The organism is Pseudoalteromonas sp. 1CM17D (assembly GCF_023161805.1).
Lineage (GTDB): Bacteria > Pseudomonadota > Gammaproteobacteria > Enterobacterales > Alteromonadaceae > Pseudoalteromonas > Pseudoalteromonas atlantica.
In genome coordinates, this window is record NZ_JALNTP010000004.1 from 51,894 (window position 1) to 75,482 (window position 23,589).

Genomic DNA, 23,589 nt, shown 5'->3' on the forward strand with positions numbered 1-23,589 from the left:
TTAAACTTTGATACACACGTATTTTTCTTCAAGGTATTCATCAAGCCCTTGATGGCCGCCTTCTCGGCCTAAGCCTGATTGCTTAACTCCACCAAACGGTGCCACAGGGTTAGATATAACCCCTTCGTTAACACCAACCATGCCAAACTCAAGCCCTTCGCTAATACGATAAATCTGCTTGATATTTTGACTATAAAAATAAGCCGCTAAGCCATATGGAACATCGTTAGCAAGGGCTAGTACCTCGCTTTCTTCATCAAAAGGAATAACCGTTAATACCGGGCCAAATACTTCTTCGTGGTATATATCCATTTCGGTCGTTACGTTAGTAACAATAAGCGGGTTTTGAAAGCTGCCGCCTAAGTCGCTGTTATCCCCTATTAGGTCTGCGCCTTTATCAAGTGCATCTTGCACAAGCTGCTGCACTTTTTCTTTCGCTTTTGGGTAAATAAGGGGGCCAATGTCTACATCCTCTTCAAACCCATTGGCTACTTTTAATGCGGCTACTTTAGGCGTAATTTTACTAAGCACTTCATCTAAAATACTGCGCTGAATAAAAATGCGGTTTGCGGCTACACATGCTTGTCCACTGTTTCTAAACTTAGCCGCCATGAGGCCGTCGATTGCTTCGTCTATATCGGCGTTATCAAAAATAATAAAGGGGGCGTTTCCGCCAAGTTCCATGGAGGTACGTTTAATCGTACCCGCACACTGAGAAAGTAACTGCTTGCCTACGCCTGTTGAACCTGTAAAAGTAAATTTGCGTACCACTTCTGAGTCAGTAAGTATTTGTCCGACTGTTTTTGCGTCTTGCGAAATCAGTACGTTAAAAGCTCCTTTTACAAACCCGGCTTGATCGGCAAGGTATGCCAACGCCAAAGCACATAAAGGTGTATATTCAGAAGGTTTTAGCACAAAGCTACAGCCTGCAGCGTATGCTGGCGCCACTTTACGTGTCACCATAGCAACCGGAAAGTTCCAAGGAGTAATGCCAGCCACAACGCCTACAGGTTGTTTAAAGCTCGTTAATCTATGTGTATCGTCGGTTGGGGGGATCACATCGCCGTAACTGCGTTTAGCTTCTTCTGCAAACCATTTTATAAACCCAGCGCCATAGTCTATTTCACCTAACGACTCTTTAAGCGGTTTACCTTGCTCTTTGGTCATTAGCTCAGCAAGCGTTTGCTTGTGTTTTATTACCAGCTCATACCAACGCATTAGCGTATCACTTCGCTCAGTGGCATTGCTTGATTTTAACTTAACAAACGCACCCTGCGCTGCCTTTATTGCGCTATTAACGCCTTGCTCGTCTATATCACTTACTTCAACAATACTTTTTTCGGTCGCGGGGTCGTCAACGCTAAAACGTTTATTGGTTTTATAAAATTCACCATTAATAAACGAGTCACAAAAAATTAGATTACTCAAAATAGACCTCCGAAATAGTTTTATGGGTTAGGTAAAACGCGTAGCAGCGGGTTTAGCCAAAAGCGATAATTCCTTGACTGTAATTCGACCTAAAAAACGTGATCATTTTAGATCTAGGCCTATTTTAAAAACGCGACATAAAGTCGCTGCTACGGTGTAAGATGTAGCAGCGGGTTTACCCCGCGATTATGATTACGTGGTCATTCATTTAAAAACGCGACGTAAAGTCGCTGCTACGGTGTAAATGTAGCAGCGGGTTTACCCAGCGATTATGATTACGTGATCATTCATTTAAAAACGCGACATAAAGTCGCTGCTACGTGCTTATACAATCTCTTAAACAAAAAAGCCGCTGTGAAAAACAGCGGCTTTTAAAAAAATTCTCGTTAATTAAAAACTAGTGCTCTTCATTAACGATATTGAGATTGTACTTAGGTATTTCAACCACTAAGTCTTCATCTCTAATAACTGCTTGGCATCCTAAGCGAGATTCTGACTCTAAGCCCCATGCTTTATCTAGCATGTCGTCTTCTAGCTCATCGCTTTCGTCTAGTGAGTCAAAGCCTTCGCGGATCACTAAATGGCATGTAGTACATGCACACGATTTTTCACATGCGTGTGGAATGCTAATGCCGTTTTTAAGGGCCACATCAAGGACTGTTTCGCCCGCAGGCGCTTCAAGTGCTGCACCGTCAGGACATAATTCCGGATGGGGAAGAAAAATAATTTGTGGCATTCTAACCTCTTTAAACGTTGTCTACTGACTGCCCTGTGAGGGCCTTTTTAATTGATGCATCCATTCTGCGCGAGGCAAAATCGCTGCTAGCGTTATCTACTTTTTCAATTGCGGCTTTAATTTCACCTGGCTGCTGCGCGGTTTCGCGCACTTTAGCAAGCTCGCTTATTTCAGCTTTTAAATTAGCAAGTTGAATATCGTCGAGCAAGTCACCGTCGCTAGCAAGTGACGCCTCTAGTGCTTCTATAACACGTAGCGCCTCTACTTGTTGCTCTTTAAGCATACGTGCTTGCATGTCATCTTTAGCGTTGCTCATTGACTCTTTGAGCATGTTAGCCACTTGGTCATCAGATAAGCCAAACGATGGTTTAACTTGGATTTCAGCTTGCACACCAGTTGATTTTTCCATTGCTGATACACTTAACAAGCCATCGGCATCCACTTTAAAGGTAACTCGAATATGTGCAGCGCCTGCTGCCATAGCCGGTATGCCTTTTAAGCTAAATTTAGCCAGCGAGCGGCAATCGTCAACCAGTTCGCGCTCACCTTGTAGCACATGTAAAGACATTGCCGTTTGGCCGTCTTTAAAGGTAGTAAATTCTTGCGCACGAGCAACAGGAATAGTGGTATTACGCGGAATTATTTTTTCAACTAACCCACCCATCGTTTCAAGGCCAAGCGACAGTGGCAATACATCAAGTAATAGCATGTCAGAATCGGGCTTGTTACCTACTAATACATCAGCTTGTAATGCAGCACCTAGTGCAACAACACGATCCGGATCGATTGAAGTTAGCGGCTCTTTTTCAAAAAAGCCTTCAACTTGGCTGCGAACCAGTGGCATGCGAGTTGAACCACCTACCATTACAACTTGCAGCACTTCTTCGTTTTCGATGCCAGCATCTTTTACAGCACGACGACACGAACGAAGTGTTTTTTTAACAAGTGGCATAGCCAGCTCGTCAAAGGTTTCGCGTGTCACTTCTACGGTGTGTTTTTGCTCGTCAAATTCAAGCACTACATTTACTTTTGCGTACTGGCTTAGCGCTTCTTTACAGGCTTTTGCTTTATTGATGAATAAACGTAAAACTGAAGGTGATAATGATGACACACCTGTTTGCTGCTTAAAGTAATCGACTAATAACGAATCGAAATCATCGCCACCTAAGCTCGAATCACCGCCAGTTGCCATTACTTCAAACACACCTTGGTGTAAGCGAAGTATAGAAATATCAAAAGTGCCGCCGCCTAAATCGTAAACAGCAATGATGCCTTCTTGGCCCGAGTCTAACCCGTAAGCGACTGCCGCAGCAGTTGGCTCGTTTAATAAACGTAATACGTTAATGCCAGCAAGCTCTGCTGCATCTTTAGTGCTTTGGCGCTGTGCGTCATCAAAGTACGCAGGCACAGTAATTACGGCACCTAAAATGTCTTGATTACCAAAGCTTTGCTCTGCACGCGCTTTTAGAGCCGCTAAAATATGGCTAGAGGCTTTTACAGGGCTGATTTTTCCGGCATCGGTTTGAATGGCAAGCGAGCCGTTATCTTCACAAAACTGGTACGGTAATTGGCCGTAGCTTTGCTCTATTTCAGCTTGGGTTTTACCTAAAAAACGCTTAACCGAAATAAGGGTATTGGCTGGGTCTTGTGTTGCAGCTTGTGCAGCATCGGCGCCTACCGTGATGCCCCCAGCTTGGTAACGCACAACCGATGGCAACATCGCTGCACCAAGGTCATCTGTTAATGTGCGGGCTTCGCCACTTTGTACCGTTGCAACCAATGAATTAGTGGTACCTAGGTCAATACCTATTGCTAATTTGTGTTCATGTGGTGCCGCGCTCTGCCCCGGCTCAGCAATTTGCAATAATGCCATAATGCTCTTTAAACTCGTGTTGCTCGCTTTACAGCAAGTAATTAATCGTCAAATAAACTGTCTTCAATACGCTCAAGTTCGTCTTCTAATTTATATACAAACTTTAATTTGCGAATGTTGTCAGCAGCTTGTTGATATTGCGCCTCGTCGTTACTTGCAAGTTGCTCGGCAAGTTCATTACTGTATTGGATTTTTAATTGCTTTATTTGTGATTCAAAATTGGCGATAGCGGCCTCAGGATTACTTGCTGAAGCGAGCTCTTCAAGCTCCTCACGCAGTTCCATTTGCTGCATTAAGAACATTGGATCTTGCAGTGTTTGTTGCTCAGCTCGAATATCAACACCTAGTTCGCTGAGCATATATTCAGCTCGTTTTACTGGGTGTTTTAGCGTTTGTAGCGCATCGTTAATTTCAGCGGTACTTTGTACGGCCATTAACTTATCACGGCTGCTCGCATTAGCGTGGCGATCGGGATGCACTGCGCGCTGCAGCTCTAGGTAATGCTTATTTATTGTTGCCAAGTCAATGTTGTAATCAACTGGTATTGCAAATAACTCAAAGTAACGCATAGCTTCAACCAATAAAATTTAGAAATACAAATTTCACAAATAACAAAGCCCTACAATTACTGGCAGGGCTTAAAAATACTACAAAGGTAGCTGAGCTTAAACAGTAAAGCTTTCGCCACAACCACACTCGTCGGCTTGGTTAGGGTTATTAAATTTAAACCCTTCATTTAAGCCTTCTTTGGTGTAGTCAAGCTCAGTGCCGTCAATGTAAACCAAGCTTTTAGCGTCAACAATTAAGGTAACGCCTTTAGCTTTAAAGGTTTCATCGTCTTCGTTAAGCTCATCAACAAACTCGAGTACATAAGCAAGACCTGAACAGCCCGTCGTTTTAATGCCAACGCGCAGGCCTAAACCTTTACCGCGGTTTGCTAAAAATGATTGTACGCGGTTTGCTGCCGCATCTGTCAATGTCACTGCCATGAATTTCTCTTACTTCGCTTGTTTGCTTTTGTAATCAGCAATTGCTGCTTGAATTGCATCTTCAGCTAAAATTGAACAGTGAATTTTCACTGGTGGTAATTCAAGCTCTGCACTGATATCAGTGTTTTTAATAGTTGATGCTTCGTCTAGTGTTTTGCCTTTCACCCACTCTGTTACAAGCGATGATGAAGCAATTGCACTGCCACAACCGTATGTTTTAAATTTTGCATCTTCAATAACGCCTTCAGACGATACTTTAATTTGCAATTTCATTACGTCACCACATGCTGGTGCGCCAACCATACCCGTTGCCACTGACGGATCATTTTTGTCTAAAACACCAACATTACGTGGGTTTTCTACGTGGTCGATTACTTTATCACTATAAGCCATAATTCTATCCTCATTACCTGCTACGGTAGGTGCTCACTCGTATTAGTGGTGAGCCCATTCAACTGAATCTAAATCAACACCTTCTTGATGCATTTCCCATAAAGGAGACATCTCGCGTAGGCGACCGATAGAGTTTTTCATTAATTCAACGGTGTAATCAATTTCTTCTTCGGTAGTAAAACGGCCAATACTAAAACGAATTGAGCTGTGTGCTAGTTCGTCATTACGGCCAAGTGCGCGTAGTACATATGAAGGCTCTAAGCTTGCTGATGTACACGCAGACCCTGATGATACCGCTATGTCTTTTACTGCCATAAGTAACGACTCACCTTCAACAAAGTTAAAGCTGATGTTTACAATACCTGGTACTGATTGGTCTTGTGCGCCGTTAAAGTATACTTCGTCCATATCAGCCATAATGCCGTCAATTAGGCGTTTACGTAATGCGCTGATATGTGCGTGATCTTTTTCAAAATCTTGCTTAGCAATTCTAAATGCTGCACCCATACCTACTAGCTGATGAGTTGCAAGTGTACCTGAACGCATACCACGCTCATGGCCGCCACCGTGCATTTGCGCTTCTAGGCGAGCGCGTGGTTTACGACGAACGTAAAGTGCGCCAACACCTTTAGGGCCATATACTTTGTGGCCTGAGAACGACATAAAATCAACTTTAAGCTGTTGTACGTCGATTAATACTTTACCTGCGCTTTGTGCTGCATCTACGTGGAACATAATTTTACGTTCGCGACACATTTCACCAATAGTATTGATATCTTGAATTACACCTAGCTCGTTATTAACGTGCATAATGCTGACAAGAATAGTGTCGTCACGCATAGTTTCTTCAAGCTTTTTAAGATCTAACAGGCCGTTTTCTTCAACGTCCATGTAGGTTACTTCAAAGCCTTGGCGCTCAAGTTCACGACACGTGTCGATTACTGCTTTGTGCTCAGTTTTAGCGGTAATAACGTGCTTACCTTTCTTTTTGTAAAACTGCGCTGCACCTTTAATTGCAAGGTTATTTGATTCTGTTGCGCCCGATGTGAAAACAATTTCACGCGGGTCGGCATTAATTAAATCGGCAATGTCTGTACGCGCTTGGTCAACTACTTCTTCAGCTTGCCAACCAAAACGGTGCGAACGTGACGCAGGATTACCAAAATTACCGTCCATTGTCAGGCATTGCATCATTTCTTTTGCAACACGCTCGTCAACAGGCGTGGTCGCTGCGTAATCTAAATAAATCGGTAACTTCATTTCTCTCTCCGCTGCAGGTCAACTTTTATAGTTGACAGCTTACTTGAATGTTTTCCAACTGCTTAATTGCATTATTGATGCTGTTATCTTGGCGAGATGCGATTTCTTTCACATCTGATTTTTCCACCAATTCAGCTAAGGTAATATTATTTAAAAACTCTTCGATACGTGCGCTTAAATCAGACCATAGGTTATGAGTTAAACAACGCATACCACTTTGACACCCGGTATCGGCACCTTGGCAACGTGTTGCATCTACCGATTCGTCTACGGCGCTAATTACATCGCCAACAGAGATAACCGCGGCTTCTCGGCCTAGCAAATAACCGCCACCAGGACCACGAACCGAGCTCACTAAGCCATTTTTACGTAAACGGGCAAATAATTGCTCAAGGTAAGACAAAGAAATTTCTTGTCTTTGTGAAATATCAGCAAGGGCAACAGGACCTACACTCGCATGTAGTGCAACATCCAGCATAGCTGTTACGGCATATCTGCCTTTTGATGTTAACTTCATAACGCCCCCCGCACAAAAGAGTGCAAATTTTAATTACCAGAGTAAAATAGTCAAGTATTATCACTTGATAAAAATTTGATTAAAGAACACTGTTCTATTAACAAATTTTTAATACCTGACCTTTTTGGTCAAGTATTAGGTGTATTGTAATTACTTGAGTGTTTTAGTCAAGTATTAGCTCGTTATTTACCCGCAGGTTTTTATAACCAATCGCTATACCTTACTTAGGAATAGATTTATTAATTGAGGTAAGAATACCGCGCAATATGTTTAGCTCTGCCTCTTCTGGGCGTGCACGGTTAAACAAACGGCGTAGCTTGGTCATTACTAAACCTGGATGCTGCTTAATAATAAAACCGGTGTTATCGAGCGTCTCTTCTAAATGCTCGTAAAATAACTCTGTTTGTTTTGAGCTTGGGTAAGCAGTCTCATCGTCTGCTTGCTCAACCTTTGGCTGCTGATTTAAAAACGCCATACGCGTTTCGTAGCTTAGCGTTTGTACCGCCATAGCTAAATTAAGCGAGCTGTACTGTGGATTTGCAGGAATACATACATGGTAATTACACAGCTGTAGTTCTTCGTTAGTTAATCCGCTGTTTTCACGGCCAAATACAAGCGCTACAGGACCGTTTACAGCCTCAGCAACTAGCTTTTCACCGCATTCACGTGGCTCAACCATAGGCCAAGACAGCGTGCGTGAACGAGCACTCGTACCAATAGTTAATGCACAATCGGCAATCGCATCAGCCACGGTATCAACAATAACCGCATTACCTAAAACATCGGTTGCACCGGCTGCTAAGGCGCTTGCATGGCTGTCTACTTCACAAGCAGGGTCCACTAAATACAGTTTTGATAAACCCATGGTTTTCATGGCGCGAGCCGCCGAACCAATGTTGCCAGAGTGTGAGGTATTAACTAAAACGATGCGAATATCATCTAAGATCATTGCTGTGCTACTTTACTATGCCAAAAAATTGTGCGAATTCTAACATAAAAGCGCGCTAAGATCCTAGATCCTTAAAGCCGATCAACACGCTAAATGCCGTTAAACCATGGCCGCTTTTACATACACATCAAAACGGTTCTTTTTTGTTTTAATTTGCATGCTGGGGGTTTGGTTGTTTAAAAATGGGGCGTAATCGGGGCGTTTAACTACCACACGCTTACTGGCAAGTGGGTAGGCGAATTCAAGTAAGTCATCGGCGTCGGTATCTGCGCCTACTAATGCCTGAAATACGCGCATTTCTTTTTTAACTAACGCTGATTTCTCTCGGTGTGGAAACATAGGATCTAAATACACTACATCGGGCATGCTCTCGCACTGCTCTAACAACGTGTGGCTTGAGCCAAACACTAAGCTCATATTTTGCTGCATCCAAGAACCAATCTCTGCATCTTCGTAAGCGCGTTTTAAGCCATCAAACAATAAAGCCGCTACCACAGGGTGGCGCTCATGCAGTATAACCTTACAGCCAAGTGACGCTAGCACAAAGCCATCTCGGCCAAGCCCGGCAGTGGCATCAAGTACAACAGGCGTTGCGCCTTTATTTAACCCTACCGCTTTTGCGATTGATTGGCCTTTGCCGCCGCCAAACTTACGCCTGTGAGCAACAGCACCTGTTACAAAGTCTACGTTTATTGCGCCAAGTTTAGGCTCGTCGCTTTTTAAAAGGCTAAGGCCCTTATCGTCGTAATGCAGAGTAAAACCGCTACAACTTTGCGCCCATTGGGCTAAGTTAAAACGCGTTTCTAGCTCATTTAAATATGGGCGACACTCTTTAAAAGCACACTGAATAACCACTACACACTCCGACGAAAAATTTCAGCTGCAGTATAACAAGCGTTAAAGCACTAAAATAGCTCTATATCGCTTTGGTGCGCAAGACTATGTGAGCTGGCCTCCTCTACTTTAGAGCGTAAGTTGCACAATAATTCGTTGCGGCTCTCGGTCACTTGTTTAAGCTGGTACTTTATAAACGCTAAATCACTATTTGCGGTTACTAGCAGCTGCATAGTTTCGTCTAATTGCGACATGTATAAAGTTAAATCAGCAGGATTGGCGTGTGCTTGCGTTTGCTTAATTGCACAGTTGAGTTCATGAAGCTGCTCTATAAACTGCCTTGTGTAGTCATTTTGTACAACATTTTGGCTGGTAAGCTGCTTTACTATATCTTGCAAAGCAGTGCTAATTTGGGTGGCTTGTTCAAAGCTATTTTCGTTTCTTTCCATAGCAACGACCTTTTCGTTTGTCACTTCGAGTATGTGGGGAAATAAGTCTTTATAACGGCCGTATAAAGCACGATTATCAGCCGGCATATTCTTAATTAATAAAGATATTTTGGGGTAGTTAATAATGGTGCTGTTACCAATATCCACAAACCGATTGGCATTACGGTGCTGCTCTAAAAGCTCCTGCTCGAGAGGGCATACACCACTTTCTAAACTATAAAAATAGCTCCCCCCCTGATACCAAAACACAATAACCACGTCTAAATTAAACGGGCTAAAAAAGGCAAGTAAGTGCTCGCTTAACGAGTGAAAGTTATGACAGTGATAGCTTTGCCCCACAAACCTAACAATACGCCCCATATCCCCCGACTCCGCCAAAGCCATTGCGGCGGTATCTTGCGCTTTAGCTACATCAAATTTTAGCTTTTCACACTGCTGCCGGTACTCATAAAGCACTTTAATGCGTGCCATTAGCTCTTCGGTGTTGAAGGGTTTTATGATGTAGTCAGACGCGCCTACGCTGTAGCCTTTTACTCTATCGTTAAGCTCCACCTTAGAGGACAAAAACATAACGGGTATATCGTGTGTTGACTCATCTTCTTTTAGTGCTTGGCATACTTGGTAGCCGGATTTACCGGGCATTTCTATATCAAGTAAAATTATGTCGGGCGTGTGCTTTTTGGCTAGCTTAAGTCCTTGTTCGCCATCTTTAGCGTGAATAAGCTTACAAAAGCCCGCTAAAGCCTCTTCAATAATTCGATGAACATACAAATCGTCATCAATCGTTAGTACCAACTTTGCCATGCCCTAGTCCATTTTGCTGCGTATACACAAAGCATAGTACGGGAGGTTAAAATTACTAAAAACAATTGGCCAATATATTAAAAAACATAAAAAAAGCGCCATATAGGCGCTTTATAAGGTTAAGTAGTTGTTTATGCAGCTATACCACTGTGACGCAGTAAGGCATCAACATTTGGCTCGCGACCACGGAACTTTTTAAATAACTCCATAGGTTCTTCACTGCCGCCTTTTTCTAAAATATTTTCTAAGAAGGCTTTACCTGTTTCGGCGTTAAAAATACCGTCTTCTTCAAATTTAGAAAATGCATCGGCAGAGAGTACCTCAGCCCACTTGTACGAGTAGTAACCGGCGCTATAGCCACCTGCAAAAATATGACTAAAGCCATGTTGAAAACGATTAAACTCAGGCGGGTTAACCACCGACGTGCGGCTACGTACGTCGTTTAAAATCGCTTGAATTTGGCACTCTTGGTTTGCCTGGTAGTCGTGGTGGATTCTAAAATCGAACAACGAAAATTCAATCTGACGCAGCATTTGCATGCCAGAATTATAGTTTTTAGCAGCCAGTAGCTTATCAAGTAGCTCTTTTGGTAATGGCTCACCACTTTCAAAGTGGCCTGAAATAAAGCTCAGCGCTTCTTCATCGTAACACCAGTTTTCTAAAAATTGGCTTGGTAGTTCTACGGCATCCCATGCAACGCCGTTAATACCAGCAACAGGAGCAGCATCAACTTGGGTAAGCATGTGGTGTATACCATGGCCAAATTCGTGGAAAAGCGTGGTTACTTCGTCATGTGTAAATAGCGCCGGTTTGTCGCCTACCGCTTTATTAAAGTTACACACTAAGTATGCCACGGGTGTTTGCAATTCTCCGCTGGCGCGCACTTTACGCCCCATACAGTCATCCATCCATGCGCCGCCACGTTTGCGCTCGCGTGCATATAAATCAAGATAAAAACGACCGCGCAATGTATTACTGCTATCAAAAATTTCAAAAAAGCGAACATCGCTGTGGTAGCTATCAAAGTCGCTTACTTCTTTTACCTTAATACCAAAAAGGCGGCTAACGGTTTCAAATAAACCGCTAAGTACTTTATCTGCAGGGAAATAAGGGCGCAGTACTTCATCTGAAATTGCGTATTTTTCTTGCTTGAGCTTTTCGCTGTAGTAACCAAAATCCCATGCTTGAAGCTCAGTAATGCCATGGTGTTGCTCAGCATAGGCTTTTAGCTCTGCCACTTCTTGCTCTGCTTGAGGCTTAGACTTAGCGGCTAAGTCTTCTAAAAATGAGAAAACTTGCGCTGGCGACTCAGCCATTTTAGTTGCTAATGATTTTTCAGCGTAGTTATTAAACCCTAATAGCTGCGATAGCTCATGGCGTAGTGCAAGCTCTTCTTTCATAATGGCTGAGTTATCAAACTCACCCGCATTAGGGCCTTGATCTGAAGCGCGCGTACAAAATGCTGTGTAGGTTTCTTTGCGCAGTTCGCGGTCATCTGCATAGGTCATTACCGGTAAGTAAGACGGAAAATCAAGCGTAAATACCCAGCCGTCTAAACCTTTGCTTTTAGCTGTTTCGCTAGCAAGCGCTAATGCCGACTCTGGCAAGCCTGCCAATTGGCTTTCATCGGTAATGTGTTTATGCCATGCAAGCGTTGCATCCATTACGTTGTTGCCAAATTTAGAGGCAAGTTCAGATAAACGCGTGCTAATTTCGCCGTAGCGCTTTTGATCTTCTGCTGATAATGCAATGCCTGAAAGTTTAAAATCACGTAGGGCGTTGGTGATGGTTTTTTGCTGCGCAGTGCTGAGTGTTTTAAATTCATCGCTGTTATAAAGCGCATTATACGCTTCGTACAGGCCTTGATGCTGCCCGACAAATGTTGAGTACTCCGATATAAGTGGTAAACATTGCTCGTAGGCTTCACGCAGCTCGTCGTTATTCATGACTGAATTAAGGTGCGATACCGGTGAAAACATACGCGAGAGTTTATCGTCGGCTTCTTCAAGGGGTAATACTAAATCGTTCCATGTAAACGAGCCTTTCGCTAACACGTCATCTATGGCTTTACGACATTGCTCTATACCGTGCTTTAGTGCCGGTACTACGTACTCTGGCTTTATTTTTGAAAACGGGGGTAAGCCTTCTAGGCCAATGAGTGGATTTGTTTGTGCTTCGCTCATGAATTTTCTCAATTTAATTGACTATGAATTTTAAGTTGGGGCAAAACGGTGAAATACAAGCCTCCATTAATGGGTCTAATATAGCTTAGGATGAAACTGATCGGCATAATAAACAATTTCGTTTGTTGTATTTATCAGCTTTTTAGCGCGCCGCGCTGGGTGACTTGCACTTAGCATATGCTATCATCGGCACATTATAGTTAAATATATTTTTTGAGGATAAAACATGGCTCAGCATTTTGATTACATTGCGATTGGTGGTGGTAGTGGCGGTATTGCCTCTGCTAACCGTGCGGCAATGCGTGGCGCTAAAGTAGCGCTTATCGAAGCAAAACACATGGGCGGCACCTGTGTTAATGTAGGCTGTGTGCCTAAAAAAGTAATGTGGCATGGCGCACAAGTTGCTGAAGCAATTAACTTATATGCACCTGATTACGGCTTTAACGTAGAAGTAAAAGACTTTAACTGGAGCAAACTCGTTGAGAGCCGCGAAGCGTACATTGGTCGCATTCACAAAGGATACGACAACGGTTTAGCGAACAATGGCGTAACCGTAATTAATGGTTTTGCTAAATTTGTTGATAGCAAAACCGTAGAAGTAAACGGCGAGCATTACACGGCTGATCATATTTTGATTGCAGTAGGTGGACGTCCGCATACTCCTAATATTCCAGGTGCTGAGTACGGTATAGACTCAAATGGCTTTTTTGAATTAACAGAGCAGCCAAAGCGAGTAGCGGTAATTGGCGCAGGTTACATTGCTGTAGAACTTGCCGGTGTACTACATGGTTTAGGCACAGAAACTCATTTATTTGTACGCAGACACGCGCCGCTTCGTAATTTTGATACGCTACTGGTTGAAACCCTGGTAGAGATCATGAAAAAAGAAGGCCCAACACTGCATACCGAATGCTCGCCTAAAGAAATTGTTAAAGAAAGCGATGGTAGCTTAACCATTCATTTTGAAAATGGTTACAGCCAAAATGTTGACCAAGTAATTTGGGCTATTGGCCGTGAGCCAAGCACTGATGTAATTAACATTGCAGCAGCAGGGGTCGAACTAAATAGCTCTGGTTATGTAAAAGTAGATGAATATCAAAATACAAACGTACCTGGTATTTATGCTGTGGGCGATATTATTGAGCACGGTATAGAACTTACGCCTGTCGCAGTTAAAGCCGGCCGTACCCTATCAGAGCGTTTATTTAATAAAGACCTACCTGATGATTTAAAAATGGATTACAGCCTTGTACCTACTGTGGTATTTAGCCACCCACCTATTGGTACTATTGGTGAAACCGAGCAAGAAGCCATTGCTCGCCACGGCGAAGAAAATGTAAAAGTGTACAAGTCGGGCTTTGCCGCTATGTACACAGCCGTTACACAACACCGCCAACCGTGTGCAATGAAGCTTGTATGCGTAGGCCCTGAAGAAAAAGTAGTTGGCTTACACGGCATTGGTTTTGCCGTTGACGAAATGATTCAAGGCTTTGCGGTTGCTATGAAAATGGGCGCAACTAAAGCTGATTTTGATGCTGTTGTTGCACTGCACCCTACAGGCTCAGAAGAGTTTGTGACGATGCGCTAAGCAAATTCTGCTTATAACGTTAAAAGCCCTTACTATGTTTTAGTAAGGGCTTTTTTATGTTTAACGCATTTAACCCTATACAGCACAACTAATTAACTCAACTTATTACAAAAAACACATCATAAATACATAAAACAAAAACATAACCCATTAATTTAACATCAAAAAAATTAGACCGATAAATTTATAAAAAGTTTCTATAATGTTTTGGCTTTTAGCTATTTTTATAATTAAACTGCCGCGCATTGTTTTCTATTTGAGCTTTTATATGTTTTTACTGCGATCTTTTATTTATTTATTATGCTTAGCAGGTGTGGCTTTTTTAATTCAGCTTGAAGGTTTTGATTTACAGCAAAATGCACTTTACAGTGAAGAAACACTAACAGAACATATGCAAGATATTCTAACGTTTTTAAGTTGTATGCTGTTTTTCTACGCCTCACGTATTCACTCTGATCTTAAAATAGCCGCGCTGTTACTGGCTGCTTTGTCGGCTGCTATGTTTGTTAGAGAATTTGACACCTACCTAGATATGTATGTGTTTGATGGCGCATGGCAAGCAATTGTATATACCCTATTAGCGAGCGTACTACTTTACTTAAAAGCCCAACGAGGCTTTATTTACAGCTCGTTAAAAGCCTATGCGCAAACACCGAGCTATGGTATTTGCCTATCTGGCTTAGTGACCTTACTCGCTTTTTCGAGAATGATGGGCAAGGGCGAGTTTTGGCACTCAGTTATGGGAGAACAATACGTTCGGGTAGTTAAAAATATTATTGAGGAAGGCATAGAAACTCTAGGTTACACGCTTATTTTTATCGCTGCCATTGAGCTTGTATTGTTTTGCCAAAAACACGCTCAATACGCGCAAGCCTCTATTACAGAGCAAACAGCCTAGCTTGCTAAGTAATACCGGTTTAATTAAGTATTAGCCATTCTAGCGTGCAAAATAAAGCGCTAACAGGGTTATAACGCTATTCAGCTATTGCTATAAATGGCTAATAACTTAATACAATTGGTATAAGTGATTTTATGTAGCTTAAATTTGCTAATTGGTTTGATTACTCAATATACTTAGCGTGCCTATTGCTACTCGTATTTGGAAGTTATGATTAAAGACATACTCATGCACCCTTTTTTAGTTTCTGTGCTCGTGCTTGCCATTGCTTTTGTGCTTAAAGTACTGGTTGATAAACTAGCAAGAAACCGCGCAGAAAAAAAAGAAAAAGACATTCGTTACATCACTCATAACATTAAGCACTTTATTAATTTTGTTATGGTGCTGTCGCTGCTATTTGTGTGGTCGACCGAAATACAAAATTTTGCGCTGTCTATTGCTGCGTTTGCTGTAGCTATAGTGCTTGCAACTCGCGAGTTTATACAATGCGTTATAGGCTTTTTTTACCTAGTTACCACCCGCCCATTTAGAGTAGGTGATTGGATACAAGTAGGTGACTATTTTGGCGAAGTAGCCGAAACAGACTGGGTAAAAACCACCATGCATGAAATAGACATGCACACTTATCAGTTTTCGCGCAAAACAATTTATATACCAAATAATAAGCTGATCACCAGCTCAATTAAAAACCTTAATTATGTAAAGCGCTTTGTTACTCATCATTTTACTATTGTACGCAGAGAGAGCTTTAACCCTTATGTTATTCATGACGAATTAGTCAATCAGGCAAAACTATACTGCGAAGAGTTTCACGATGTAGCAACACGTTATAATTCGATGATAGAGCGTAAACTCGATGCCAAAATTTCGGGTCCGGCACCGGTTATTCACTTTGGTACTACAGAGCTTGGGGAGTTTAAAGCAAGCTTTACGCTATTTTGCCCAACCAACAAAGCACTTGAAATAGAGCATAAATTAACTGAGTGTTTTATGGCTTTGTGGTACGAACAGGCGAAGAAGAACAAAGAAGAGCAAAGCGAGGCGTAAACCTCGCATTGGTAACCTAAAAAGCGCGAACTGCTTCGCGCTTTATTGTTTTATGCGGTACCACCTACTGTAAGTTGGTCTATTTTAAGGCTTGGTTGACCTACCCCGACAGGAACGCTTTGGCCATCTTTACCGCAGACACCTACGCCTTTATCAAGGGCTAAATCGTTGCCTACCATAGAAATATGCTGCATCACCTCTGGGCCATTGCCAATCAGTGTTGCACCTTTAATTGGCTGGGTAATTTTACCGTTTTCAATTAAATACGCCTCTGATGCGCTAAATACAAACTTACCTGAAGTAATATCTACTTGGCCGCCACCAAAGTTTGGTGCAAATACCCCTTTTTTAACTGAGCTTATAATATCAGCTTGGCTATGCTCGCCCCCTAACATGTAGGTGTTGGTCATACGCGGCATAGGTAAATGCGCATACGACTCACGACGTGCATTACCCGTTGGGTTTACACCCATTAAACGCGCATTGAGCTTATCTTGCATGTAGCCTTTTAAAATACCGTTTTCGATAAGTACGTTATAAGCTGCAGGTGTGCCTTCATCGTCAACGTTAAGTGAACCGCGGCGATCAGCCATGGTGCCATCATCAACTACTGTACACAGCTCAGACGCTACTTTTTGCCCCACTTTACCGCTAAATGCCGAAGCTCCTTTACGGTTAAAGTCGCCTTCAAGGCCATGGCCTACCGCTTCGTGTAAAAGCACGCCAGGCCAGCCATTGCCTAACACAACTTCCATTGTGCCAGCCGGGGCATCAATTGCCTCAAGGTTTACTTTAGCTTGGCGTACAGCTTCTTCGGCAAAGCCCATCCAGCGCGGCTTGCCTTCAACTAGTTCTTTAAAGTAACCATAATCTAAGCGTGCGCCGCCCCCTGCACCACCGCGCTCACGGCGGCCATTTTTTTCAAGTAAAACGGAGCAGTTTAAACGAATAAGCGGGCGTATATCGGTAGCAAACGTGCCATCGCTGGCAGCAATTAATACTTCTTCGTATACAGCCGACATTGAACTAATTACTTGCTCAGCATCAGGGGCGAGTTCGCGTATGTAGTTTTCAAGCTCACGCAATAAACTCACTTTATCGCTGTCACTCATGCTTGATATTGGCTGATGCGGTGCAAATTGCTCTTTTGCTTTCACATCGCTAAATACTTTAATGGTTTTATCTTCGCCTGCATCGGCAATGCTACGAGCCGCCGTTGCGGCTTTGTTTAACGCTTCAAGGTTAATGGCATCAGAGTAAGAAAACCCTGTTTTTTCACCACTAACGGCACGAACACCTACTCCGCGCTCAACATTGTACGAGCCTTCTTTTACTAAGCCGTCTTCAAGCACCCAAGACTCATGATGGCTTGATTGAAAGTATAAATCGGCGTAATCCACTTTATGCTGATGAATATACCCAAGCGTTTTTTCGAGTTCTTCTCGATTTAGCTGGCTGTCGTGTAATAAATGCTGTTCAACCGAATTCATAATAAATGCTCTCTAAATCGTTGATGAGATTGCACGGGCATATCTCTTCTAATTTTATTTAACTGGTTTAGGTCGGCGTAACCGCTTATAAACCCTACCCCACTTTCAAGCGTTGCTATTTGCTCGCCCCACGGTGAAATAATAATACTGTGGCCGTATGTTTGGCGGCCATTTTGATGCGTTCCATACTGCGCCGCTGCTATAACGTAACATTGCGTTTCTATTGCGCGTGCTTTTAATAAGGGTTGCCAATGTGCTTGCCCAGTAGGGAGTGTAAAAGCACTGGGCACTAAAATTATTTCAGCCCCTTGGCGCGTAAGTGCGCTAAATAATCCGCTAAAGCGCAAATCATAACATACTGTTAAGCCAATTTTACCAAACGGTGTAGCAACAACCACCACATCATCGCCTGCCTGAGTAAAGTCTGACTCTCGATAGCTGGCGGTTTTATCGGCCACATCAACATCAAATAAATGCATTTTATTGTACGTGGCTACGCATTCACCTTGGCTATTAAATAAGTGCGAGGCCGCAAAGTATTTATTATTTTTGTGTGGCTCAGGGACGGTGCCCGCATTTAGCCAAATATTATGCTTTTTACACAATGCACTTAATTGCAGCTTGTAGTGAGTAATACGTTTAGCAACCGCTAGCGTATCATGGCCACTTTTACTAAATACTAAAAACGCCTCGGGTAAACATACAAGCACTGGCCTGGCTGCGGGGAGTTTATTTAACGCCTCGACAAGGGCTGCCATGTTTTCATCGGGGTTAGTGCCTGAGCACATTTGCAAAGCAATTATATTGGCGTTTAGCGTACTCATTGTGTTGCTGTTACCGCGGCATCTTTAAGTGTGAGTGTACTGGCCGCTTGCGGCTGATTTTGCGCAGCTTGCGGTAAGGTAACTTCTTTGCTTTTACGCTCAAGCTCTTGTACCACAGGGTCATTCATTTTGCCGGTTACTTTAAAGTTGATTTCGGAGATTACTCTTGCTGAGTGAATAACCTTATCAAGCGCTAAAGCGGCAAGCCCTGTGACGGGATTAACCATCCAAGCCACAATAACCGGAATACTAGATGTTACTTGTGGTGCCACTGCTAAATCGTAATCTATTTCAAGGGTGTTTAAATTAGCATAGCCGTTAATCGTTAAATCGGCTGGCACGCCATCCATTTTGGTATCTTTTGTGTAGGCTATACCTTTATCTAGCTGCATAGAGCCTTTTAAGCTGTTGTAAAAAAAGCCTTTTGAAAATACATCTCTAAAATCGAGTTTTAATTTACGCACTAGCGAGTCAAGGCTAAGTAACGAAAATACACGTGCCCCACCATCACTTATTTCAGCAATGTGGCCTTCGCCTAAATCCCACTTAACTTCACCGCCCAAACTAGGTATATCAAAGTCATACGGGGCGCCTTGCCAAGCAAGGTTGTAGTTAATATCGGCTTTTGAATCTTTTATAGCGGTGGTGATATCAAACTCATCAAATAGCGCGCCTATATCGTCACTTTTAAGTTCACCATTAAATTGCGTAAAGCCACCTTGCCACTGCCCTTTGGTACGTAAAATATGGTCGCCCTTATCAACCACAAGCTCAGAAATAGTGAGCTTGTCGCCTTCACCGACCAGCGAAGCGCTCACTTTATCAAGCTGATAACTTGCCACTTTACAATCTGCACATTCAAATTCAATGGCAGGTACTGTGTTAAGCCACGCTAGGTTTTGCTCTGGCAGTACATCGGTGATCTCAAGATCTTCTTCTACTTTAGGTGCAAAGTTAAGTCTTAAGTAATCGCTATTTATACGTATCGGCTGGCTTGGCTGAGAGTTGGGAATAAACACGTCAGCACGCAGTTCTTTGGCATTAAGCTTTAAATATAAGTCGTTTTGCTGGGGCGCTAAGCGCATTTCAAAATCGTTAAAAATAATGTCGCTAGCATTAACTTTATCAATATGTGCAACCACTTCATTTAATGGCGGCATAATACCCTCAGACTGCTGGTTTGGCTTAGCTTGAGCGGCTTTAATTATTTGGTCTATTAATTCAAACCATGCTTCTAGTTGCGTTTGTTCAAGGTTAATATTAACGCTTAAATCTTTTTGATTTAGCCCTAAATCTTGCTCACCAAGTACAATATGCATATTACTAAATTGCGGCTGACCGTTTTCTAAAATCGCATTAAAATATAGCTGCTGATTAGCATTAGCCGTAATAAGATTTGAAATATCATCGCCTTGCACTATGCCCGTTAACGGCCAAACCTGTTCACTTGTTTTGCCATAGGGCGCTGGTAGCGTGCTCGTCAAGCCACGTAGCTCAGAGCTAACCTGAGCGCGGTAATTAAAGCCTTGCTCGGTAAAATTAAGTGCAAGGCCTATATCAACCTCACTTTGCCCACTCAGGTACCCTTTCAGCACACCTTGCGCCTGGGTTGTTAGCGTATCTGCATTTAGTAACGCCGTTATATCAATATTAGCGGTGTACTGCTGTGCTTCGCTTGCACTATTATAGTTAATGCTAAGCGGCATACCCAACCATGTAGCGCTGGCGTTTTGCATGCTAATTGTATCGTTTTCAAAGCTGAGCTCGCCGCTTAGTTTTTCAAGCGCAATGCCTGGGGCTGCAATATAAACAGGCAAATCGTTTAGTTTTACTTTGCCGCTTACACTGGTTCCACCTTTAAATTTAGAGCCAATCAAAAGAGTTACGCTTGCATCGGCTTGACCTTTACCCTGCACCACTTCAAAAATATTGGCCAGTGGGTTTGCAATCGGGGTGGCTGCAAAAAAGTCATGCAGTTTTTCCATTTGCGCGCGTTTATCTATTTGTACAATGAGTTCATCAGCGTGCATTAAATCGGCAATACTCACTTGCACGCTATCGCCTACTTCTAAATTAACTAACTGGCCTTGCTGGCTATAAATATCCATTCGCTCGTTGGCAAAATGCAGCTGCACATTGGCGTTAGTTACTGCCGGCCAATTGGGGTCAAACGCGTACGTTGCGTTATCTATTTGCGCGAGTACATCAAATTGGCCGCTGCCATCGGTGAAAGGAAAACCTGAAAGCGGACCTGAAAATAATACTTGCGCCTTAGCTACTTCGCCCCCTTTTATTGCACCGTTTAAGTAGCTTACAAGTTGAGGGCTCATTGCCTTTAACGGAAAGTAGTGCCCAGCTACTGTGGCATCCTCTGCATAGGCTTCTGCGTATAGATCTAAGCGAGGATCGTCGCTAAGGCTTACATTTAGCTCAGCCGCTAAGGTAACTTCGTTATTATCAAACCAAATATTATTACTGCTTACATTCCAGTAATTATCTGTTTTCGCTAAATCCAGATCGATATTAATTTGGTTGTAATCAATATTTTTACTGAAGCTATCGCCAGTTATTAAAGTCCCGTTTTCGCCAAATAGCTGCACTCGCCCGCGCTGCTGATTTATAAGCCCCGAGACTCTAAGCGCCTGCGCTGCAGGAATACCAGACACTTCTTGCCAGCCAATATTATTAGCTGAAAACCATAACTGCCATTGCTCATCTGGATTAAGTTCTAGGTAGGCTTGATCGATAAAACCACTTGGTTTGCGGTTTAAAAGTGGCTGTAATGCTTCAAAATTAGTTAACGACGCCAAGTTACTCAGTAAAGAAAGATCAACCTGCTGCAGCCACACTTTATTTTGCTTACCTAAGTTTGCCTCAAATTCTAGACTTGGCCAGGTTGTGTCGTTATTACTAAATGTCAGGCCCGTGCTTTTTAAGTGCCAAGCGTTTGCCTCAGGAAATAAATGAAATCCCCCTTCGCTTAAGCTTACTTGTTTAGCTTGTTGGTTGTTTTGCCAGTGTACAAAGCTAGGTAACCACTGCATTTTTACATCGCTGATAAAGCCATTTTCGAGCTTAAGCCAAGACTTTAAGTTTATGTCTGTGTAAAGCTGTTGTTTTTCAGTATTAATATATTGCGCCAACCAATTAGACACATCTACGCTATTTGCTTGTACGTAAATATCACCCGCAATTTGCTCTATAGTTTTGCCACTAAGCGCGATACGAGCGTCAAAGCTACCCACACTAATGCCGGGCAAGGCGAGGCTGCCGCTTCCTAAATGCTGTTCATCTTGGTTTTGCCATACTATGTTTTCGAGTAATAGTTTGCGCTCTCTACCGTCTTCTAAAATAAAATTAATACTCGAATTTTCGATAGCAAAATGCCCTGTATCTCCTAAAAAAAGCTCTTCAATTAGCTCTTTTTGTTCAAACGAGACATCATCGTTATTGGTGTTGTTAAATAAATTTTGAATATTTACACTGGTATGAAAGCCATTAATAACAAAGTAATTAGACTTTAACTGAAAGGCTTTAATGCTCTCCCATAGGTTAAGCTCTAGGCTTGTTTTGGCAATAGTAAGCGATATAGGCGCAGTTTCGTTATCCTTAAAGGAGAGATCTTCTAATACCAAGGCAGGGCCGGCGCCATGCCAACTGGCAGAGATTGCGCCTATAGAAAGACTAATGGCAAATTTATCGTGCAGGTAGGTTTCTATATCGCCTTTGTAGTCGTTTGCATAAGGTAAGGTGTACTTTAAAATAGAAACAATCACGGCCAGTAATACTAAAATTATGGCGCAGGTTTGCCATAACTTTCTAAAACAAAAAAAACAGACCGCTTTCGTTTTCATTACATCATTACCACATCAAACTGCTCTTGGCTGTATAGGCTCTCTGTTTGAATATTGACCTGCTTACCAATAAATAGTTCAAGTTCGGCAAGGTTATGATACTCATCATTGAGTAAGGCTTCACTTACTGCGGGCGCCGCATACACCATGAATTTATCGGCATCGTAGGCACGATTAACGCGCACTATTTCGCGCAGTATTTCATAGCATACGGTTTCGACTGTTTTTTGTGAACCACGTCCAGAGCAAGCCGGACATACATCACACAAAATATGCTCAAGGCTTTCGCGGGTGCGCTTACGGGTCATTTCTACTAAGCCTAATGCGCTTAAGCCGTTTATGTTGGCTTTTGCACGGTCTTTAGATAGTGCTGACTCTAGAGAATGTAATACTCTGCGCTTATGATCTTCGCTGATCATATCGATAAAATCGATAATAATAATACCGCCTAGGTTACGCAGGCGTAGCTGCCTAGCAATGGCTGATGTGGCTTCCACATTGGTATTAAAAATGGTTTCTTCTAAATTACGATGCCCTACAAATGCACCTGTATTCACATCAACGGTGGTCATCGCTTCGGTTTGGTCGATAATTAAATAGCCGCCCGACTTAAGCGTGACTTTACGATGCAGTGCTTTTTGAATTTCGGTTTCAACGTCAAATAAGTCAAAAATTGGGCGCTCACCTGGGTAATACTCAAGTGCTTGCGAAAGCAAAGGCACAAACTCTTCAGTAAACAGCTTTAGCTCTTGATAGGTTAGCTTAGAGTCAACCCTAATGCGCTCCATATCTTCACCTACGTAGTCGCGCAGGGTTCTAAATGCAAGCGTTAAGTCTTCGTGTAATATACTGGCTTTATTGGTTTTTTTACGACGTGATACAATTTTTTGCCACAGCTTTCGTAAAAATTCAGCATCGTGTCTTAGCTCCGCTTCACTGGCGCCCTCTGCCGCTGTACGAACAATAAAACTGCCATTATCGTCACCGTATTCTGCCACTATTTTTTTAAGTCGCGCACGCTCTTCTTCGGTTTCAATACGCTGACTAACACCTACATGCGTAGCGTCTGGCATAAACACTAAATAGCGCGAAGGTATAGTGATATCGGTAGTAAGCCTTGCTCCTTTAGTGCCTAGTGGGTCTTTAACCACTTGCACCATAATGTACTGGCCTTGGCGTACTAGCTCACGTATGTCTTGTACTTTTTTAATCGGCTCGTCGTCTACACCCTCAACTATTGAGGCGCTATTGACTATGTCTGATGCATGCAAAAAAGCGGCTTTTTCTAGGCCTATATCAACAAAAGCAGCTTGCATGCCTGGCAGTACGCGGCTTATTTTTCCTAAGTAAATATTGCCTACAATACCTAGGTTGCCTATACGCTCTAGTTGAATTTCTTGTAATACACCGTTTTCGATTAGGGCAACACGGCTTTCACTTGGCGTGACATTTATTAGTAATTCTGTACTCATG

19 protein-coding genes are annotated in these 23,589 nt (G+C 42.7%); 3 read left to right on the forward strand and 16 right to left on the reverse strand.

The window, feature by feature from the left end; all coding sequences use genetic code 11:
- From MSC25_RS09030 to prlC, 12 genes are all read right to left on the reverse strand, one after another.
- On the reverse strand, window positions 1-1,428 hold the full coding sequence (locus tag MSC25_RS09030) for an NAD-dependent succinate-semialdehyde dehydrogenase (RefSeq protein ID WP_248443217.1): 1,428 nt from the start codon (window positions 1,426-1,428) through the stop codon (window positions 1-3).
- Between the two features lie 397 nt (window positions 1,429-1,825).
- A complete protein-coding gene (gene fdx / locus MSC25_RS09035; RefSeq protein ID WP_004585776.1) occupies window positions 1,826-2,164 on the reverse strand; it encodes an ISC system 2Fe-2S type ferredoxin in 339 nt (112 codons plus the stop codon).
- Between the two features lie 10 nt (window positions 2,165-2,174).
- The gene (gene hscA / locus MSC25_RS09040; RefSeq protein ID WP_248443218.1) at window positions 2,175-4,037 is read right to left on the reverse strand and encodes a Fe-S protein assembly chaperone HscA; all 1,863 of its coding nucleotides are present in this window, start codon (window positions 4,035-4,037) and stop codon (window positions 2,175-2,177) included.
- 41 nt (window positions 4,038-4,078) lie between these two features.
- Window positions 4,079-4,606 (reverse strand): co-chaperone HscB, encoded by a 528-nt coding sequence (gene hscB, locus MSC25_RS09045; RefSeq protein WP_004585774.1) that lies wholly within the window; start codon window positions 4,604-4,606, stop codon window positions 4,079-4,081.
- Window positions 4,607-4,702: 96 nt separating this feature from the next.
- Entirely contained in the window at window positions 4,703-5,026 is a 324-nt protein-coding gene (gene iscA / locus MSC25_RS09050; RefSeq protein WP_004585773.1) for an iron-sulfur cluster assembly protein IscA, read from the reverse strand.
- A gap of 9 nt (window positions 5,027-5,035) precedes the next feature.
- Window positions 5,036-5,419: a Fe-S cluster assembly scaffold IscU gene (gene iscU, locus MSC25_RS09055; RefSeq protein WP_004585772.1), complete on the reverse strand. Its 384-nt coding sequence runs from the start codon at window positions 5,417-5,419 to the stop codon at window positions 5,036-5,038.
- Window positions 5,420-5,461: 42 nt separating this feature from the next.
- The gene (locus MSC25_RS09060) at window positions 5,462-6,679 is read right to left on the reverse strand and encodes an IscS subfamily cysteine desulfurase (protein WP_004585771.1); all 1,218 of its coding nucleotides are present in this window, start codon (window positions 6,677-6,679) and stop codon (window positions 5,462-5,464) included.
- A 25-nt stretch (window positions 6,680-6,704) separates the two neighbouring features.
- Window positions 6,705-7,196, reverse strand: coding sequence for a Fe-S cluster assembly transcriptional regulator IscR (gene iscR, locus MSC25_RS09065; RefSeq protein WP_004585770.1), 492 nt, complete (start codon window positions 7,194-7,196; stop codon window positions 6,705-6,707).
- A 220-nt stretch (window positions 7,197-7,416) separates the two neighbouring features.
- Window positions 7,417-8,145, reverse strand: a complete 729-nt coding sequence (trmJ, locus tag MSC25_RS09070) for a tRNA (cytosine(32)/uridine(32)-2'-O)-methyltransferase TrmJ (protein ID WP_248443219.1) — start codon at window positions 8,143-8,145, stop codon at window positions 7,417-7,419.
- A 99-nt stretch (window positions 8,146-8,244) separates the two neighbouring features.
- Entirely contained in the window at window positions 8,245-9,000 is a 756-nt protein-coding gene (locus MSC25_RS09075; protein ID WP_004585768.1) for a class I SAM-dependent methyltransferase, read from the reverse strand.
- Window positions 9,001-9,050: 50 nt separating this feature from the next.
- Window positions 9,051-10,232, reverse strand: coding sequence for a response regulator (locus tag MSC25_RS09080; RefSeq protein WP_064386199.1), 1,182 nt, complete (start codon window positions 10,230-10,232; stop codon window positions 9,051-9,053).
- Between the two features lie 131 nt (window positions 10,233-10,363).
- Window positions 10,364-12,415 (reverse strand): oligopeptidase A, encoded by a 2,052-nt coding sequence (gene prlC / locus MSC25_RS09085; RefSeq protein ID WP_138577027.1) that lies wholly within the window; start codon window positions 12,413-12,415, stop codon window positions 10,364-10,366.
- Between the two features lie 226 nt (window positions 12,416-12,641).
- Between prlC and gorA the strand changes: the two genes are divergently transcribed.
- The 3 genes from gorA to MSC25_RS09100 all read left to right on the forward strand — a co-directional run bounded on the left by gorA (window position 12,642) and on the right by MSC25_RS09100 (window position 15,948).
- The gene (gene gorA / locus MSC25_RS09090) at window positions 12,642-14,003 is read left to right on the forward strand and encodes a glutathione-disulfide reductase (protein WP_055254577.1); all 1,362 of its coding nucleotides are present in this window, start codon (window positions 12,642-12,644) and stop codon (window positions 14,001-14,003) included.
- Window positions 14,004-14,316: 313 nt separating this feature from the next.
- Entirely contained in the window at window positions 14,317-14,901 is a 585-nt protein-coding gene (locus MSC25_RS09095) for a hypothetical protein (RefSeq protein WP_248443220.1), read from the forward strand.
- A gap of 210 nt (window positions 14,902-15,111) precedes the next feature.
- The gene (locus tag MSC25_RS09100; protein ID WP_055254579.1) at window positions 15,112-15,948 is read left to right on the forward strand and encodes a mechanosensitive ion channel family protein; all 837 of its coding nucleotides are present in this window, start codon (window positions 15,112-15,114) and stop codon (window positions 15,946-15,948) included.
- Between the two features lie 50 nt (window positions 15,949-15,998).
- On the opposite strand, the gene tldD is transcribed toward MSC25_RS09100, so the two are convergent.
- The 4 genes from tldD to rng are packed head-to-tail and all read right to left on the reverse strand — an operon-like array spanning window position 15,999 to window position 23,588.
- Window positions 15,999-17,438, reverse strand: a complete 1,440-nt coding sequence (gene tldD, locus MSC25_RS09105) for a metalloprotease TldD (protein ID WP_024032486.1) — start codon at window positions 17,436-17,438, stop codon at window positions 15,999-16,001.
- A complete protein-coding gene (locus MSC25_RS09110; protein WP_248443221.1) occupies window positions 17,435-18,262 on the reverse strand; it encodes a carbon-nitrogen hydrolase family protein in 828 nt (275 codons plus the stop codon). The genes tldD and MSC25_RS09110 overlap by 4 nt, the downstream gene beginning before the upstream one ends.
- Window positions 18,259-22,116 (reverse strand): YhdP family protein, encoded by a 3,858-nt coding sequence (locus MSC25_RS09115; protein ID WP_248443222.1) that lies wholly within the window; start codon window positions 22,114-22,116, stop codon window positions 18,259-18,261. Before MSC25_RS09115 ends, MSC25_RS09110 begins: the two co-directional genes overlap by 4 nt.
- Window positions 22,116-23,588, reverse strand: a complete 1,473-nt coding sequence (gene rng / locus MSC25_RS09120; protein ID WP_004585759.1) for a ribonuclease G — start codon at window positions 23,586-23,588, stop codon at window positions 22,116-22,118. The genes MSC25_RS09115 and rng overlap by 1 nt, the downstream gene beginning before the upstream one ends.
- Window position 23,589 lies beyond the last annotated feature (1 nt).

Bases quoted from the DNA above. Each gene is read 5' to 3' on its own strand.
- MSC25_RS09115 (WP_248443222.1), bottom strand. From the start codon at position 22,116: ATGAAAACGAAAGCGGTCTGTTTTTTTTGTTTTAGAAAGTTATGGCAA.
- tldD (WP_024032486.1), bottom strand. From the start codon at position 17,438: ATGAATTCGGTTGAACAGCATTTATTACACGACAGCCAGCTAAATCGA.
- prlC (WP_138577027.1), bottom strand. From the start codon at position 12,415: ATGAGCGAAGCACAAACAAATCCACTCATTGGCCTAGAAGGCTTACCC.
- trmJ (WP_248443219.1), bottom strand. From the start codon at position 8,145: ATGATCTTAGATGATATTCGCATCGTTTTAGTTAATACCTCACACTCT.
- fdx (WP_004585776.1), bottom strand. From the start codon at position 2,164: ATGCCACAAATTATTTTTCTTCCCCATCCGGAATTATGTCCTGACGGT.
- iscA (WP_004585773.1), bottom strand. From the start codon at position 5,026: ATGGCAGTGACATTGACAGATGCGGCAGCAAACCGCGTACAATCATTT.
- rng (WP_004585759.1), bottom strand. From the start codon at position 23,588: ATGAGTACAGAATTACTAATAAATGTCACGCCAAGTGAAAGCCGTGTT.
- MSC25_RS09100 (WP_055254579.1), top strand. From the start codon at position 15,112: ATGATTAAAGACATACTCATGCACCCTTTTTTAGTTTCTGTGCTCGTG.
- iscR (WP_004585770.1), bottom strand. From the start codon at position 7,196: ATGAAGTTAACATCAAAAGGCAGATATGCCGTAACAGCTATGCTGGAT.
- iscU (WP_004585772.1), bottom strand. From the start codon at position 5,419: ATGGCTTATAGTGATAAAGTAATCGACCACGTAGAAAACCCACGTAAT.
- MSC25_RS09110 (WP_248443221.1), bottom strand. From the start codon at position 18,262: ATGAGTACGCTAAACGCCAATATAATTGCTTTGCAAATGTGCTCAGGC.
- MSC25_RS09060 (WP_004585771.1), bottom strand. From the start codon at position 6,679: ATGAAGTTACCGATTTATTTAGATTACGCAGCGACCACGCCTGTTGAC.
- hscA (WP_248443218.1), bottom strand. From the start codon at position 4,037: ATGGCATTATTGCAAATTGCTGAGCCGGGGCAGAGCGCGGCACCACAT.
- hscB (WP_004585774.1), bottom strand. From the start codon at position 4,606: ATGCGTTACTTTGAGTTATTTGCAATACCAGTTGATTACAACATTGAC.
- gorA (WP_055254577.1), top strand. From the start codon at position 12,642: ATGGCTCAGCATTTTGATTACATTGCGATTGGTGGTGGTAGTGGCGGT.
- MSC25_RS09080 (WP_064386199.1), bottom strand. From the start codon at position 10,232: ATGGCAAAGTTGGTACTAACGATTGATGACGATTTGTATGTTCATCGA.